General features: G+C 46.3%; 15 protein-coding genes. 6 read left to right on the top strand and 9 right to left on the bottom strand.

Features of this window, described 5'->3' with window-relative positions; all coding sequences use genetic code 11:
• The first annotated feature begins 54 nt into the window (after positions 1 to 54).
• A complete protein-coding gene (locus MKA69_RS12460) occupies positions 55 to 894 on the top strand; it encodes an AraC family transcriptional regulator (RefSeq protein ID WP_000575416.1) in 840 nt (279 codons plus the stop codon).
• Here the strand turns inward: MKA69_RS12460 and MKA69_RS12455 are convergent.
• Positions 886 to 1665, bottom strand: coding sequence for a PTS sugar transporter subunit IIA (locus tag MKA69_RS12455; protein ID WP_000972040.1), 780 nt, complete (start codon positions 1663 to 1665; stop codon positions 886 to 888). The two genes, MKA69_RS12460 and MKA69_RS12455, sit on opposite strands and share 9 nt — an antisense overlap.
• Before the next feature lie 8 nt (positions 1666 to 1673).
• Positions 1674 to 1973, bottom strand: a complete 300-nt coding sequence (locus tag MKA69_RS12450; protein WP_000706150.1) for a PTS fructose transporter subunit IIB — start codon at positions 1971 to 1973, stop codon at positions 1674 to 1676.
• A 228-nt stretch (positions 1974 to 2201) separates the two neighbouring features.
• Between MKA69_RS12450 and MKA69_RS12445 the strand changes: the two genes are divergently transcribed.
• Complete coding sequence (locus MKA69_RS12445) at positions 2202 to 4067, top strand: fructose-specific PTS transporter subunit EIIC (RefSeq protein WP_305848159.1); 1866 nt, start codon at positions 2202 to 2204, stop codon at positions 4065 to 4067.
• 100 nt (positions 4068 to 4167) lie between these two features.
• Complete coding sequence (locus MKA69_RS12440) at positions 4168 to 4347, top strand: hypothetical protein (RefSeq protein WP_305848158.1); 180 nt, start codon at positions 4168 to 4170, stop codon at positions 4345 to 4347.
• A gap of 72 nt (positions 4348 to 4419) precedes the next feature.
• On the opposite strand, the gene MKA69_RS12435 is transcribed toward MKA69_RS12440, so the two are convergent.
• The gene (locus MKA69_RS12435; protein ID WP_000105923.1) at positions 4420 to 5823 is read right to left on the bottom strand and encodes a fructose-specific PTS transporter subunit EIIC; all 1404 of its coding nucleotides are present in this window, start codon (positions 5821 to 5823) and stop codon (positions 4420 to 4422) included.
• Between the two features lie 11 nt (positions 5824 to 5834).
• Entirely contained in the window at positions 5835 to 6275 is a 441-nt protein-coding gene (locus tag MKA69_RS12430; RefSeq protein WP_305848157.1) for a PTS sugar transporter subunit IIA, read from the bottom strand.
• A 402-nt stretch (positions 6276 to 6677) separates the two neighbouring features.
• Here MKA69_RS12430 and MKA69_RS12425 point away from each other — a divergent pair, with 402 nt between their 5' ends.
• Positions 6678 to 6893 carry a VF530 family DNA-binding protein gene (locus MKA69_RS12425; RefSeq protein WP_305848156.1) on the top strand — a complete coding sequence of 72 codons (216 nt, stop codon included), beginning with the start codon at positions 6678 to 6680 and terminating at the stop codon, positions 6891 to 6893.
• A 10-nt stretch (positions 6894 to 6903) separates the two neighbouring features.
• Here the strand turns inward: MKA69_RS12425 and MKA69_RS12420 are convergent, their stop codons facing one another.
• The gene (locus tag MKA69_RS12420; RefSeq protein ID WP_301895971.1) at positions 6904 to 7611 is read right to left on the bottom strand and encodes an SDR family oxidoreductase; all 708 of its coding nucleotides are present in this window, start codon (positions 7609 to 7611) and stop codon (positions 6904 to 6906) included.
• Positions 7608 to 8996 carry a DASH family cryptochrome gene (locus MKA69_RS12415; RefSeq protein ID WP_305848155.1) on the bottom strand — a complete coding sequence of 463 codons (1389 nt, stop codon included), beginning with the start codon at positions 8994 to 8996 and terminating at the stop codon, positions 7608 to 7610. Before MKA69_RS12415 ends, MKA69_RS12420 begins: the two co-directional genes overlap by 4 nt.
• A gap of 151 nt (positions 8997 to 9147) precedes the next feature.
• On the opposite strand from MKA69_RS12415, the gene MKA69_RS12410 reads away from it, so the two are divergent.
• Positions 9148 to 9540 carry a thiol-disulfide oxidoreductase DCC family protein gene (locus tag MKA69_RS12410; RefSeq protein ID WP_305848154.1) on the top strand — a complete coding sequence of 131 codons (393 nt, stop codon included), beginning with the start codon at positions 9148 to 9150 and terminating at the stop codon, positions 9538 to 9540.
• Between the two features lie 57 nt (positions 9541 to 9597).
• Here MKA69_RS12410 and MKA69_RS12405 read toward each other — a convergent pair whose 3' ends face one another.
• Complete coding sequence (locus MKA69_RS12405; RefSeq protein WP_095458529.1) at positions 9598 to 10545, bottom strand: sensor domain-containing diguanylate cyclase; 948 nt, start codon at positions 10543 to 10545, stop codon at positions 9598 to 9600.
• Positions 10546 to 11095: 550 nt separating this feature from the next.
• Here MKA69_RS12405 and MKA69_RS12400 point away from each other — a divergent pair.
• Positions 11096 to 11569 carry an NYN domain-containing protein gene (locus MKA69_RS12400; protein WP_055027967.1) on the top strand — a complete coding sequence of 158 codons (474 nt, stop codon included), beginning with the start codon at positions 11096 to 11098 and terminating at the stop codon, positions 11567 to 11569.
• Positions 11570 to 11579: 10 nt separating this feature from the next.
• Here MKA69_RS12400 and MKA69_RS12395 read toward each other — a convergent pair whose 3' ends face one another.
• The gene (locus MKA69_RS12395; RefSeq protein ID WP_305848153.1) at positions 11580 to 11750 is read right to left on the bottom strand and encodes a DUF2986 domain-containing protein; all 171 of its coding nucleotides are present in this window, start codon (positions 11748 to 11750) and stop codon (positions 11580 to 11582) included.
• Between the two features lie 597 nt (positions 11751 to 12347).
• The gene (locus MKA69_RS12390) at positions 12348 to 14693 is read right to left on the bottom strand and encodes an exo-alpha-sialidase (protein WP_305848152.1); all 2346 of its coding nucleotides are present in this window, start codon (positions 14691 to 14693) and stop codon (positions 12348 to 12350) included.
• Positions 14694 to 14822 lie beyond the last annotated feature (129 nt).

Genomic DNA, 14822 nt, shown 5'->3' with positions numbered 1-14822 from the left:
TTCGAGGTATACCTGACGTTATTAACAGTGCCGTGATGAAGTGAGAGTTTAGATATGATATTTGATGATTTGATTTCGTCGGTAATCAATGAGCGTGAATCATTTCATCATATTTGGTTTGCGGGGGATTTTCATACACCACCTGAATTCAGTTATCAGGTGAATTTTCCGCGGTTAGAATTAGTTTTGGGTGGCGAATATATTAATGAAATGGAAAGTCACGATCGTAAAATCACCAAAATTGTCGCCAAAGCGGGAGATGCGATTTTTATTCCCGCTAACTGTTGGAATAAGCCGAATTGGGATACCGATTGCTCAGTGTTGAGCATGTTGTTTGGTCGCCGCCAGTTGGGGCTCAGTTTGGTGAGTAAACGCAAAGGTGAAGCCAACTTTTACGATATCCAAAAACACAGTATCCAAACGCGCTCAGGCTTTGCCATCGATAATATTTTAGAAGCGCTTAGCTCATTGGCGCGTGAGAATCATAAAAAACCGATGGATGAGCTGTTGCTGCAAGCTCTATTGCAATACACCCAGACCATGTTGAATGCACCTACTGAGCAGCCACAAAACCGAGTGCAGGATCTCTACCAAGGGATCTGTATCTATATCCAAGAGAATTTTCACCGTCCGATCACTCGTGAGAGTATTGCATCGCGCTTTAGTATCTCTGCCAACCATTTATCGCGGCTGTTCCGCCAGCAAGGGCATATGACTTTGGCCGATTACATCACTTGGGTAAGGGTGGATCGCGCCAAGTTTATGCTCAAGAAATATAATTTTAAGCTCAATGAAGTGGCGCTGCGTTGTGGGTTTAAAGATGTGAATTACTTCTGCCGCGTTTTCAAAAATCGTACTGGTCGCACACCGACGGATTATCGCGCCTCAATTTAACAGGCGTGACATGGCGTACATCAGTAGCGCTTGTAAATCAACGCCGCTGCGTGTCAGCAGTAGGCGCTCAACCATCTGATCACACAGTAAATTACGCGTTAAATTGGTCGCAGTGATGATCTGATCACGATTGGGTTTACTCGGCATGACCAAAGCAATCGCCAAATGTACCTCGCCCATTTGAGACGCCCAATCCATCGCATCGTCATTTTTAATCACGGCAACCGCAATGTGCTCAATGTCTGGAAACATCACATGGGGAATCGCAATACCGGGGGCGACGCAGGTGGAAGATCGCTCTTCGCGTTTGATAAAAGCTAAAATTAACTCATCGGGAGAGCTGGGATAAATCAGCTGAGCTAACCCTTTCAAGCACTCAAATTTGGTGAGCTCGGTGTGTGCTTTGGCATAGTGCCATTTGACTTCGGCCGGTGGGCAAATTTGTGGTAGACGCTCAGCGAGATGGCTAGAAAATTCATAGTTGATTTTGGATCCGACCACAGTGTAGTGCGCGGAGAGCATGTCTTTAATTACGAAACAGGCGAGCTCTGCATCCATACCTATCGCGGTGATTTGGCATAAATCCCCATCCTGAAGCCCGACTTGTAACACCGCGAGGGATTTGGTGAGCTCGGCACTGCGGTTTCTGGTGATGTTGATGATGTGTAGGGTGCTTTTGAACTTACGTGCGACACGAGAAAGTGGTAGGGCAACATGGGCGCTCGCATTGACATCACTCACCAAGAAAGTGACTTGGAATTCATGCATCATGCTAAAGATCAGCGGCAGTGGACGAGAAAGACTTTGTCGACATTGAGTAGTACTTCTTCGATAGAGAGTTTGACTACCTTCATTCCTTCAAAACGTGCGGGCTGCTCGATATCGATATCGGAAACGATCAGCACTTTATCGGCGTGAGCGACATCATAAGGCGTCAGAAGATTCTCGATACCCATTGCGCCTTGAGTTTCCACTTTGATCTGCACATTGTACTTTGGTGCAGCTTTGGTCAGTGCATCGGCCGCCATGTAAGTATGTGCGATGCCTGTTGGGCAGGCGGTGACCGCGACAATTTTCATGGAAATTCCTCATTCTTATTTTTGCGGCGATAGTAGCATAGCGTTTGGCAAATACCCTGTTTTCGGCGCAGACCTAGTTCACAGTTCAAATCGAATGTTACATTAATCCAGTAATTGCATCTTTTGTCTTGTGTCTTGAAAGTGTGTTGCTCGTTACTCTAGCCACGCGCGTGCGCGAGGAGCATCAGGATGACAATGCTTATTCCAACAACAGCAAGGTAAACAACCGTGGATATTACCCATCTGATCGAACCTGAAATCATCTGTTTAGATCTGAAAGCCAACAACAAAGAAGACGTTCTGATTGAGCTGGTTGAATTGCTCGATAACGCAGGGAAATTAACTGATAAGCAGCAATTTTTAAGCGATATTTGGCGAAGAGAAGAGATCGGAAATACAGGCTTTGAAGAGGGTATTGCAATTCCTCACGCCAAAAGTGCCGCAGTGGCATTGCCTGCTGTGGTGGTGGGGATCAGTCGCCAAGGGATTGATTATGGTGCAGAGGATGGCCAGCTTTCCGATGTGTTTTTTATGCTGGCATCACCGGATGGCGAAGATCATCATCATATTGAAGTGTTGGCACAAATCTCCAGTAAATTGATTGAAGATGGGTTTGTTGAGCAGCTCAAAGCGGCAGAAAACGTTGATCAGGCACGAGCCCTTTTTATTAGCCCATACCATGCCCAATCGAGTGCTGGCCAGGCCATTGATTATGCCGATTACCAACCTATGAACCCAATGGCGCAAAGGTTGGCCCGTGTGAAAGAACATCTGCTGTTTGGCACTTCTCATATGATGCCCTTTATCGTAGCAGGTGGGGTGTTGCTCTCCCTGTCGGTGATGATTTCTGGTCACGGTGCGGTGCCAGAAAAGGGCGTGTTGGCGGATATCGCGCAGATGGGTATTGCTGGGTTAACCTTGTTTACAGTGGTGCTAGGAGGGTATATCGCCTACTCGATGGCCGATAAACCCGGTTTAGCCCCCGGCATGATCGGTACTTGGATTGCTATCAACCAATATCAAACCGGCTTTATTGGCGCGATCATCGTGGGATTTTTCGCCGGCTTTGTGGTTCGCCAACTGAAAAAAATCACCCTCCCCGATAGCATGAGTTCGTTAGGCTCCATTTTCATTTATCCATTAGTGGGTACGTTTGTGACCTGTGGTGCCGTGATGTGGTTAATCGGCTCACCCATTGCCAGCAGTATGCTGTGGCTCAATCAATTTTTGGCCTCGATGGCCGATTCCGGCAAAGTAGTGCTCGGTGCGGTGTTAGGGGCGATGACCGCTTTTGACATGGGGGGGCCAATCAATAAAGTCGCTACGCTGTTTGCCCAAACTCAAGTCAACACCCAACCTTGGTTAATGGGTGGGGTGGGGATTGCGATTTGTACCCCACCACTGGGAATGGCGCTTGCGACCTTACTGTCACCAAGTAAATTCAAACGGGATGAACGTGAAGCCGGAAAAGCGGCGGGCATTATGGGCATGATTGGCATCAGCGAAGGGGCGATTCCTTTTGCCGCGGCGGATCCCGCACGCGTGCTGCCTGCGATCATTGCGGGTGGTATTGTTGGCAATGTGATTGGTTTTCTCTTTCAAGTGCTCAATCACGCCCCTTGGGGCGGCTGGATTGTGCTGCCAGTTGTGGATGGCAAGTTAGGATATATTCTTGGTACGATTGCGGGGGCATTGACCACGGCATTCATTGTGATTGCACTCAAGAAAACGGTCAAAGAACAGGAAAATGAACTCGTGGATTCACTTGCGTTTACCTCGGTGGTTGGAGAGGGGCAAGCGGATATTTTGGCAGTCACTTCTTGCCCATCGGGCGTTGCACATACTTTTTTAGCCGCCAAATCACTCGAAAAAGCTGCCTGTCTGGCGGGAGTGAAAATCAAAGTAGAAACACAAGGCGCCAACGGCATCATCAATCGAATCACGGCCAAAGATGTGCAACGAGCCAAGCTGGTGATTTTCGCTCACGATGTGGCGATCAAAGAGCCCGAACGTTTTAAACATATCAAGGTGTTGGATGTGACTACCAAGGATGCCATTGTGAATGCTTCGATTTTGGTGAAGGTGACCAAGTAGGTGCTAGAGGTAAATGGATTCGTTGGGGATTCATTAGTCAGTGATCAATATGAATAAATGCTATAGCGTTTTTCTTATTGCGTAATAAAAATGGGGGAACATGACGTTCCCCCTATTTTTATTTGCCCAAGTTGGCCCGCATTGCCTCAGATTTGTTAGCCGTCATTACGAAGTGCAGTTCACCGCCTGCTTTGAATTCGCTGTGCTGGAAGGTGTTGTACACATCCAGTGGTTTACCGTTGATGGTCACTTCTTTGATTACGCTTTGGATTTTAAATAAAAATTAGGAGTCATCGTTTTTATAAAAAGAGCCCTTTAGGGGAAAGGGCTCTGGGGGGGAGGAGCTTAAGGGTTAAGCTTGGATAAGTTGGGCGGCTTTTTTCATCGCCTCTTTGGTAGAGCATTCGATGACTTTCGCGTTGGCAAAACGGTGTGCATCTTTCACTTGGATGTCGTGAGCGAGGATAACCAGTTTCGCATTGGCGACATCTAGGTCAGTGATGCGGTTTTTAATGCCATTTTGGCCTTGTGTTTCTACCTTGATCTTGATTCCTGCTACTGCGCCTGCTTTTTCGAGCGCTTTGGCGGCCATAAAGGTATGAGCTACGCCAGATGGGCAACAAGTGACAGCAACGATATCGTACTCGCCTTCGCCAGCTACTGGCGCTGTTTGAGCTAGGGTTGGTGCAACCGAAGCAACTTCATCTTCTGCTTCTTCTTCAGCTACTGGTTTCCAGAAGCCAACGATAAGTGCGGTTGTTAGTGAGCCTAGTGCGATACCCACAACGTACATTGGAATGTTGCTTGATACAGGCGCTGTGATTAGACCGCCCCATGGTGCGTGTAATAGAACATCGGTTAGGAAGCCGAACACACAACCGACAATACCTCCCGCCACAATCGAAGGCAGAACGCGCATTGGGTCGTTGGCTGCAAACGGGATAGCGCCTTCAGAGATGCCGATAGAACCCATGATTGCTGCTGCTTTACCCGCTTCTTGTTCTTGTTTGGTGAATTTTTTCTTGAACAGGAACGTGGCTAGTGCCATACCGAGAGGCGGTGTACAGATTGCGATACCGACACCACCCATCAACCATGGTTGAGTATCCACTTGAGTTTGAGCAAATAGCGTGGCCACTTTGTTGATTGGGCCCCCCATATCGAATGCCGTCATACCGCCAAGAATTGTACCTAATACCACTTTAGATGCGCCCGCCATTGAAGCGAGGAACTCATTCATCGAAGCCATGAACAGCTTGATTGGTTCACCGATACCCCATAGAACGATGCCTGCAGAGATAAGCGTACCGAGTAGAGGGTAGATAAAATACGCGCCGAGCGCCGTCATGTTGGCAGAAAGCGGGATTTTCTTAAGTTGGAATACCACGCCACCGGCAATGAAGCCCGCAACGATACAACCAAGGAAGCCGCCGCCCATGTCCGCCATGATGCCAGAAGAGATCATGGCTGGCGCAAGAGCTGGTTTGTCTGCAATGGAATAACCTATGAAACCACCCAAAATAATAGGGAACAGCACCAGGCCTTTAATACCGATATTGGAAATATCCGCCAGGAAGCCATCTGCAGGAACGGCACCTTTGCCGGAAGCCATCACAGCAAGCGCCAATAATACACCGCCAGCAACAATAAATGGCAGCATATGAGATGTACCAAATAAAAGGTGACCTTTCATGGTACTGAGGAGTTTTTTATAATCGCTACTATTATTGGTAGCTTGAGCGGTTAGGGTACTCATAATTTCACGCCTTATGCTTGAATTAAAACATTAAGAATTTGATGTTCATTTTTTGTGTTATGAATATCTTCAATAAACTCGTCACTAAATTTTCCGAATAATTCTTGAAGAACATAAATATGATGATCAGCACCGTTATCAGGTGAGGCAATCATAAAAAATAGAGTGGGTTGGATACCTTCTTCATCATCATAATCAATGCCTTCACGCTTCACACCTACGGCAATCGCGGGTTCAATCACAGCCTTACTTTTGGCATGTGGATAAGCGATGCCATCCATTGATGTGATACTTAATGCCTCACGCGCTTCGATATCGGTTAAAAAAGCCTCTTTGCTACTGACTCGGTTATTTTCAAATAGAATTTGTGCCAGCTCTGCAAAAACTTCTTTTTTATTGTTCGCTTGGAGATTGCCTTTAATTAAATTGACGTTGGTGAGTTCTGTGATCATTTATTTGCTCATGAAGTATTTAACTGATGAGCTAAAATTAAGGGATGTGGAGTTTTACTGAAATAGCAAAAATAATTCACTCACTATAGATTTGTACCACACACAATTAAGTGTGATATCTGTCGTTCTATTCTTTCCTAGTTGAAGCTGCAGTGTTGGTTATATTGGTTCACTCCACGCTTCTAGAAGAAACCGAGAGAAGGTAGAACACTCAAATCCTACCAAGTAACGTAGGGCTGAATCGGCCAAACTAGGATTGAGCCGAAATACCATCGATCGTAAATTGAAAGCGCTAGGGATACTGAAGTAAGATTGGCGGCTTTACGCCATCAAGGGACGGCAGCTTATCGCCTATCCCGAACTACCGCCTGATGATGGGCGAATTTTTACAGAGAACTCTCAATGAACCAACAAGTTAACAACCCGCTGCACGGCATAAGCCTAGAAAAAATCGTCACTCGCTTGGTGGAGCATTATGGCTGGAGTGGGTTACATCAGCGCATCAACATCAACTGCTTTGCAAATGACCCATCGATTAAATCGTCGCTCAAGTTTTTGCGCAAAACCCAATGGGCGCGCGATAAGGTTGAGGCGCTGTATCTATCCACCTTTAGCTAATCCCTATGCTTTACCAAGGCAGCGCCTGACCATCGTAGGCATAAAATCCGCCGCTTTGTTCAGGCGTTGCCGCTGCAATCAAACCAATCAAATCGTGCGCAACACGGGCGGGGCTGAACAGTTTCTCTGGGGCGACATTGCTGTGAAACGGCGCAGAGAGTTTGGTGTCGGTCGTGCCGGGATGCAGTGCCAACACCACCCCTTTTTTCAGTGAGCGTTGCCATTCAATCGCTAACGTTTTCAGCAGCATATTGAGCGCCGCTTTCGAGGCACGATAGCTGTACCAACCGCCGAGTTGGTTATCACTAATACTGCCGACCTTGGCGGAAAGCGTGGCAAACTTGCCCGCCTCACTCTGCTTCAGTTTGGCGGTGAAATGCTTGGCAAGCAGTAGGCTAGGCAAGGCATTGTGGATCAGGTTGTAGAGGAAAAAATCCGCATCTAAGGCATTGAGGTTCTTTTCTGGTCCTTTACTTGCGGTATGCAGTACGCCGACACAGTTGATAAGCCAATCGACTCGGCTAAATTGCTCACTCAGGGCTTGTACTTGCGCTTCTTGGGTGGCATCGAGTGCATGCCAAGTCAGCCGCGGGTGCTGCCACGTCGGCATAGTACTATGGTAAGTCGCATCCACGTTGGCCTCACTAAAACGGTTCAGCGCTTCTTGCACCATCGCCAAACCAATACCGCCGCTGCCACCGATGATCACGATATTCATGATGAGCTTTCCTTATTATGAGGATGATGGATAAGATGAGACGCGCTGGCGGCGATTGGCCAGTCAACCATATCGACACTGTCGAGCGTCAAATTTTCGAGAGCATTTAGCTTGTCACAATCCGTTCCGCACCATTTGGCAACGAACTCGCCCTTTGGATCGTAAGTGTGCGCCTGTTTTGCGAGGTTGAATTGCCGCGAGCCGCGTGGGTCGGCTCCGACTCCCGCCAAATATTGCCAGTTGCCCCAGTTGGATCCGACATCGTAATCTACTAACTGGGTTTCAAAATAAGCGGCACCATAGCGCCAATCTAAGCCTAGTTCGTGGACTAGGCAGCTGGCGACTAACTGTCGACCACGGTTGGACATGTAACCCGTTTGATTCAGTTGTCGCATACAGGCATTCACAATAGGAAAGGGCGTTTCTCCGTGCTTCCACTGTAAAAAGCGCTGCGCATAGAAACTGGTGAGCGGTTTTTTCTCGCCAATCCCAGAGAAGCGAAACAGTTTTGCGCCATAGCGCCGCGCGTGCCAGTAAAAATATTCACGCCACAGTAACTCAAAGAAAATCCAGTAGGTGGAATCGTTCGCGCCATGTACAGCTTCATAACGCTGCAACATGGCATAAATGGTTTTTGGCGAAACCGCGCCGAGCGCGAGCCAAGGCGAAAACTTAGTGGAATAATCCATGCCGTCTAACCCATTGCGTGTCTCTTTATAGCAACTGGGGAGCATGGAGGAGAAATAGTGTTGGCAATGCGTCAGCCCTGCTTGCTCACCACCGACAAAGGCGCTGTGATTCGGCTCGGTAACAATATCCATCAAAGGCAACTGCCAGCCTTGCTCAATGGGTGGTAAAACACGCGGATAGCCAATCGGCGCAGAAGAGAGGGAGAGCGTTTCTACTTGCTTACGAAATTGGGTAAAGGTGCTCGGTAGCGCCTCAAGTGCAAACGGCAACTGCGGCTCACTCAATAAGCTGTGCAGAGCTTGCTGATGGATGTGCACAGAAGAAAAGTCCTGATGAATGCGCGCGATAGCTTGACGCTCATCTGAGCCCGAAACTGCATCCACATAAATATCCGTAATCTCGACTTGAGTCAGTAGATGGCGCAGCGCTTGATAGGGCAAAAGTGGCGTCACCCAAAGCTTTTGGCCTAGCGTACTGAGCGAATGATCTAAATCAGCCAAGGTTTGGTTGAGAAACCTTTTTTTGGCTTCGCCCCATTGTGTTTGCTGGGCGTAGCGCGCCAAAAATGGCGTAATCGAGGGATAACAGTACAAACAGATCAAGCGATCCACTTGCTGCGAGGCTTGCTCAAGTAGCGGGTTATCGTTCACTCGTAAATCGTTGGTAAACCAGTACAGGCCAATTTTTTTACTCAAGTTCCACTCTCAATACCGATGATGGGGTTAATGAGCGTTTATACGGTCAAAAGGATTGAGCGATCACGCGCTGCGGTTGCGGTAATGGGATTGATCCTCGAAAAGAGAGTGTGCGTAACAGATTGCAATGATGAATCTGAGGTCAATAGCCATGAATAAGCCAGATCTGGTGATCTTTTTTGATGGACAATGTCCGCTCTGTTGTAACGAGATGCGCGCATTAAAAACGGCGGATCACCAAGCGCGAATTTTGCTGGTGGATGTGCATGATACGGATACGATGTCCTGCTACCCATCGATCGATAAACAACGTGCATTGTCTATCTTGCACGGTATCGATCAGCAAGGACAACTTTTATATGGCTTAGATGTGACAGTGCTTGCATGGCGTTTGGTCAACCGACATCGCTGGCTTTTCATTACTCGTATGCCGATTTTAAAGGGGATCAGTGACCGAATGTATCTCCTATTTGCCAAACACAGAATGCGCCTCTCGCGCTGGTTTGGCCAAAACCAATGCCAAGAGGGGGGTTGTCAAAAATAATTGGATTGGAGCTGAAATGAAACTGGACGGCAAATATATTCTCTATTTCTGGGGTCTTTAGTCGTCCGTCGATAACGGCAGATTATGGGGGTAGAGATACAGTCTATTTTTGCCGGCTTTTTTGGCTTGGTACATAGCCTTATCAGCATGTTCAAATACTAGATGCATATTCTCATCGTCTGGGGTGATTATTCTAATACCAATGCTAGCCGAGCACTCATGTTCAATAATCCCATCTAAAACAATTAAACGATACTTTTGAGCAAGTAGCTTAAGCACATTCTCAGCGATCCTAAGGGATTCTGATATTGCTATCGATTGCAATGGACCAAAGCTGTCTAGCAAGATAATGAATTCGTCGCCACCAAAACGAGCAACAATATCTGACCGCTTAATCGCTTCCTGAATGCGTTTTGCCACTTCTATAAGCAGGATGTCTCCCGCATAGTGTCCGTATATATCATTAATTTGTTTGAAATTATCTAAATCAATAACCATATATGCCGCAAAGGCATGATCCTGTTTCAATTTGAGGAGAAACTGGTCTAAAAGGCTGGAAATATATCGTCGATTAGGAAGGTTAGTTAAGTTATCCACCATGGCCATTCGATTAAACTCTCTCTGTACAGAGTTACGTTTGGTGACATCAATAAAGGTTGCCAAAAATCCATTATTAAGTTTTGCACCAGATATTTCCATCTCAACGATGTCGCCATTTTTACAACAAACGAAATACTCTTTTGGTGTAATATCGTGACACTCTTGCTCTGTTGATTTAACTGCTTCTTCCCATGATGCCAGCACCCATTCCCTGTAACTTGGTTCTGGGTATGCAAGCACCCACCATTCGTTTAAGGTTGGAATATCTTGTAGGTCATAGCCAAAAACATCAATGAACCGATTGTTGATTTTTAAGATCGCTCCACTGTCAGAAACTAAACAAAGTGGGATGGGTACGGTTAAAAATAATTCAAGAAATGAGTCATTTCGCTTTCGGCTATTCATCTGAGTTTTTACTAACTGATCGCTAAGTAATAAAAATAGTAGTATGAAAATCTAACTACTGCGTACCCCGTTGTTGAGGTCGCAGTACGGGATTAAGCCTCTGGTAGAATCATGTAGCCAGTTATCTTGAGTGAGAACTCAAAACCCTCATCAGCTGTCATCCCCAAGGTTTGCCAGTTTTATGTAGAGTTTCGTGACGATTTCTTGGTAGTGAGTATTTTGGTATGGTTACGTTAGTTCACCCCAATCATAGTGTTTGCCTATGCTAATGAAGACTCACTCACTTACCGCTTACCTGCAACTCCAAGTTGTCTGGGTATAAAATTAAGTCGTTGCTTCTGTGGGATGGAGGTTCGAAACCTATATCACTTGTCAGCCATAACACCAACACCTCGAAAATCCTGCAGGCGATAAGGCAGATCACTGATATTTTATTAATGAGTTCGGACAAACTCGAGTTGTCCGCTCGGCAAGTCCTGTAACAAGCATTAATAGAGTACAATGCGTTCAATCTTTGTTCTTGAAGCAACACTTACTTAAGTAGGAATCAATGGAAAAAATTGCCATTCTGGTTGATGTACAAAACGTGTATTACACGTGCCGAGAACGCTATGGGCGGCACTTTGATTATAATCAGTTCTGGTCGCAAGCGACGCAAGGTCGTGCGGTAGTTAAAGCCAATGCCTATGCGATTGCCAGCAAAGATCCGCAGCAGAGGCAATTTCATCATATTTTACGAGGTATTGGCTTTGAAGTGATGCTGAAACCTTTTATCCAACGCAGTGATGGTAGTGCAAAAGGAGACTGGGATGTCGGTATTGCTCTTGATGGTTATGAATTAGCTCAAGAAGTGGACACCGTGGTGCTCGTCTCTGGGGATGGTGATTTTGAGCCTTTGGTGACCAGAATTCAGCAACGGTTTCAGGTTAAAGTGGAAGTGTATGGTGTGCCGAAACTGACCGCGCAACATTTAATCGATGTGGCCAGTCAATTTCATCCGATTGAGCACAATCTATTACTGTAATGCGCAATTTCTATGCTGTAGGTTGGTCGCTGATAGCAGTGTCTGCATTGGTTTGTTCTTCGGCAAGCTTAGCGTGCTCTGCTTTAGAAATATAACGAGGCTTGTTGCTCGGGTGCAATTTCGCATGTTGCTTTTTTAGGCGTTTTTGCAATGTTTGATTAATTTTCTTTTTACGGTTCATTGGGTTGTGCTCGAAACAGGATAAAAGGATGATTAAGGATTATCGTCTTGCGACTTGAACTTGCTGCAGTGTTTGCCGCGTTTGCTTGCTCAGAGCCGCGTAGTGTACCTGCATCGAGTTGGTAACACCAACGGTTTACTTGGTTGGAGTCGAGTTCGAGATCTAAAGGACTCTAGGCCATTATTCTGATAAGAAAAACTGGCGATAAACACAATGGTTCCGTGATTCGTTATTTGTTTTGGAGCTGTATTTCGACAGAATGTCGATCTGTACGAGATGAGTCGTAGTGAGGCTCTCGACAATGAGAGCAACTTGCTCTGCTTCTGCGGGATTTTAACACGACGAGATGTTGTGTTTAGATCATGAAAAAAAGCGGCCGGCTAACGGGATATTGTGGTCGGGCTCCACAATCATCACTTCCTTCTTATGCAAACCACATATAGCTTATTGGACAATAATTACGTGGTGTGGCATGCAAATTTCTACCAGAGATAAGTATTGCGTTTGTAAATGTGAGTTCTGGTTTGAAACGGTTGACGAGAAATAAGCTGATAGCATCATTTGATGTGCTATCAGCTTTAACACGTTAAGCTGCTCTTAGTTTTGCGATAAGCTCAGCTTCTGTTTTAGCAATGTGATAGGCAGACGAAGAATTCGCATATTTGAATTATCCGTTTCAACAATGACAATCGCGTTTTCCGAGTCCAATTGATAAATATCAGAATACGCCGATGCTCCATTGACGAGCTGAATTGGCCCATTCCATGTCACCCCTTCATCGAAGCTAAACCATAAACCTAGATTCTGCCTGCCATTGGTTCCTGCCGGATTTCCTTGTGGGTTGGTAAAGAGTAAGAAATGGCTACCGTCACGTTGCTCGAACCGAGTAATAGAGGCATCAACAGTGCCGGTACTGATATTGTTGAAGACGCTGGCGTTGTTACCCTCTAGCATGCTCCACGTGATCCCACCATCTTTACTCAAGAATTGCTGACGTGGGCCATAGTTCACACCATTGACGGTCTGGTTAAAATCAAGGCGTGCAGTGAGCAGTAAATCACCGTTTTGGAGTTCCACCATATCAGACTCACTAGGTTCGAGAGTTTCTAGGATGCTAGAACTCTTCCAGCGAAAGGGGATAGGGAGTGTTGAACCAGTTTGCCAGTTTGAACCGCCATCGTCACTGTAAATAGACATGACGTTGAGGAAGAAACGATCAAGCACAATCGCAGGATAGATCAAGCGACCGTTTTGGCTACCACTGATATTTTGTTGTCGAGCAAGAGTGATGCCATGACCCGGTCCCAGATTGACGCTGGCATTCCCATACAAACTCATGGTGTTGCCAGTTTTAATTTTTGTCCAACCAAGCTTTTCAAGGTCTTTCTCTACTTCAGGGGTTTGCTGTGCCAAATAGAAAGCATCAAACTCCACGAGGTTTTGACCTTGTTGTGTGAGAGCAATATTTTGCATATGCAGTCTGCCATCAATTTGGGCATCCGCATTACCAAACTGAATGTTGTTCTCCTGCGATACTTCGCCAGCCCAAGTGGTGATTGGCTGACCATCAACGAATAACGTTGTGGTGCGGTTTAACGCCGAATATTGAAGTTCGTAGTCATGGAAAGAGTGTACCTTCGCGCGTTCCGATTGCAGGATAATCGGAGCACTAACACCGTTTAGATTAGCGACCAGACTGCCTGATTCATCAATACTCAGTGTGAAAACATATTTTCGGCCACCATCGGCAACTTGTATCTGGTTCGCAGCACCATCAACAATTCGGATCTTAGCGTGTGACTGCCAGTCTTGCTGGCTATTTAGGCTGGTATTTCGGCGATACAGCTCTGAACCACCCCAACCAGCAATTTGGAAACTGCGTTCTTTCACCTGATCGGTAACATCGATAGGCGCTTGCCAATTTCCTGATGCAACATCATAGACGCTGTAAAAAATACCGTTTGGCATCCATGGTTTTATTCGATCTCCGTTTTGTGCGGCATCGGTCGGCCATCGAGCATAAGAGACAAGAACCGTATTAGAGGAAGGATCATAGATAGGCCGAGGATCGGAGAAATCAAACTCATCACTGACATTGATTTGCTCAGTGAGGTTAAGCTCGGCATCCCAGGTTATCCCGCCATCTCGTGAGGTACGAGTGATAATGTCATTGGTATTACTCAGAGCACCGGGGTCGCCACCGCCCACACGTTTCTCTGCAAATGCGGTAACTACTCCTGGTGTTACGCTACTTGCTACAATAGATGGTATACGATCTGGGCCTCTGAAGATAACGTCGCCTTGAATTTCAAACTTAATATCACGATAGGCGGCGACACCATCCGTATTTGATGAGCCATTTCCCCATACGATCATATTTTGTTTTGATGCCGTTGGCTGGATGTTGTCACGAATGAGTTTGCCATCGAAGTAAAAGCTAGCGGATGGGTTACTTTCAGGAAGGAATACCAATTCAAATTTATGATATTCCGTTGCTGCTGTGCCGGTTGCCAAAATGGTGCGTCCAATTTGCCCTTCAAACTCAACAACTAAGTTACCACTGCTGTCTAATGAAATGATGGGCAAGACACGCTGAGTGCCGTTGGCGTAGTAGTTTGTGATCATTCCACCACTGAGCACTTTCATTTCTGTCGTCATTCGCCAACCGAAACTTGATGCTTGGGCATGTTGGTTAGTAGAGAGAGAATATGTCCATTGAGCTCTCCCTCCATTACCTTGCACCAACCAAGCGGGCATTCCATCTGCATTGGTTAAAACACCATTGCCATTATTCGTGTTGTCTTGCATCCATCCCTGCTTGGCAGGGCTGTCAAACTCAGTGTCACCCGTTGCGTTATAGTCAAAAAGTGCGGCGTTTGAGCTTGTCGCCATACCGAACATAGCAAGCATTAAAGCGGTTTTCTTTACGTTTTTGAAACGCATATCTACTCCCTTTATATTAGAATCTGTTTCCTTGTGAATCGGTGCTCTTACTCGTTGTGAAGTCATTTGATTGACAAGTCTCCATCGAATGTAAGGCTTGGAAACGTTCACATTTCCAGTTGTAGATTC

Origin of the sequence: Vibrio sp. AH4 (genome assembly GCF_030710545.1) — a bacterium.
Lineage (GTDB): Bacteria > Pseudomonadota > Gammaproteobacteria > Enterobacterales > Vibrionaceae > Vibrio > Vibrio metoecus.
This window is presented reverse-complemented; position numbering and strand designations above follow the sequence as displayed.

Bases quoted from the DNA above. Each gene is read 5' to 3' on its own strand.
- MKA69_RS12460 (WP_000575416.1), top strand. From the start codon at position 55: ATGATATTTGATGATTTGATTTCGTCGGTAATCAATGAGCGTGAATCA.
- MKA69_RS12455 (WP_000972040.1), bottom strand. From the start codon at position 1,665: ATGATGCATGAATTCCAAGTCACTTTCTTGGTGAGTGATGTCAATGCG.
- MKA69_RS12450 (WP_000706150.1), bottom strand. From the start codon at position 1,973: ATGAAAATTGTCGCGGTCACCGCCTGCCCAACAGGCATCGCACATACT.
- MKA69_RS12440 (WP_305848158.1), top strand. From the start codon at position 4,168: ATGACGTTCCCCCTATTTTTATTTGCCCAAGTTGGCCCGCATTGCCTC.
- MKA69_RS12435 (WP_000105923.1), bottom strand. From the start codon at position 5,823: ATGAGTACCCTAACCGCTCAAGCTACCAATAATAGTAGCGATTATAAA.
- MKA69_RS12430 (WP_305848157.1), bottom strand. From the start codon at position 6,275: ATGATCACAGAACTCACCAACGTCAATTTAATTAAAGGCAATCTCCAA.
- MKA69_RS12425 (WP_305848156.1), top strand. From the start codon at position 6,678: ATGAACCAACAAGTTAACAACCCGCTGCACGGCATAAGCCTAGAAAAA.
- MKA69_RS12420 (WP_301895971.1), bottom strand. From the start codon at position 7,611: ATGAATATCGTGATCATCGGTGGCAGCGGCGGTATTGGTTTGGCGATG.
- MKA69_RS12410 (WP_305848154.1), top strand. From the start codon at position 9,148: ATGAATAAGCCAGATCTGGTGATCTTTTTTGATGGACAATGTCCGCTC.
- MKA69_RS12405 (WP_095458529.1), bottom strand. From the start codon at position 10,545: ATGAATAGCCGAAAGCGAAATGACTCATTTCTTGAATTATTTTTAACC.
- MKA69_RS12400 (WP_055027967.1), top strand. From the start codon at position 11,096: ATGGAAAAAATTGCCATTCTGGTTGATGTACAAAACGTGTATTACACG.
- MKA69_RS12395 (WP_305848153.1), bottom strand. From the start codon at position 11,750: ATGAACCGTAAAAAGAAAATTAATCAAACATTGCAAAAACGCCTAAAA.
- MKA69_RS12390 (WP_305848152.1), bottom strand. From the start codon at position 14,693: ATGCGTTTCAAAAACGTAAAGAAAACCGCTTTAATGCTTGCTATGTTC.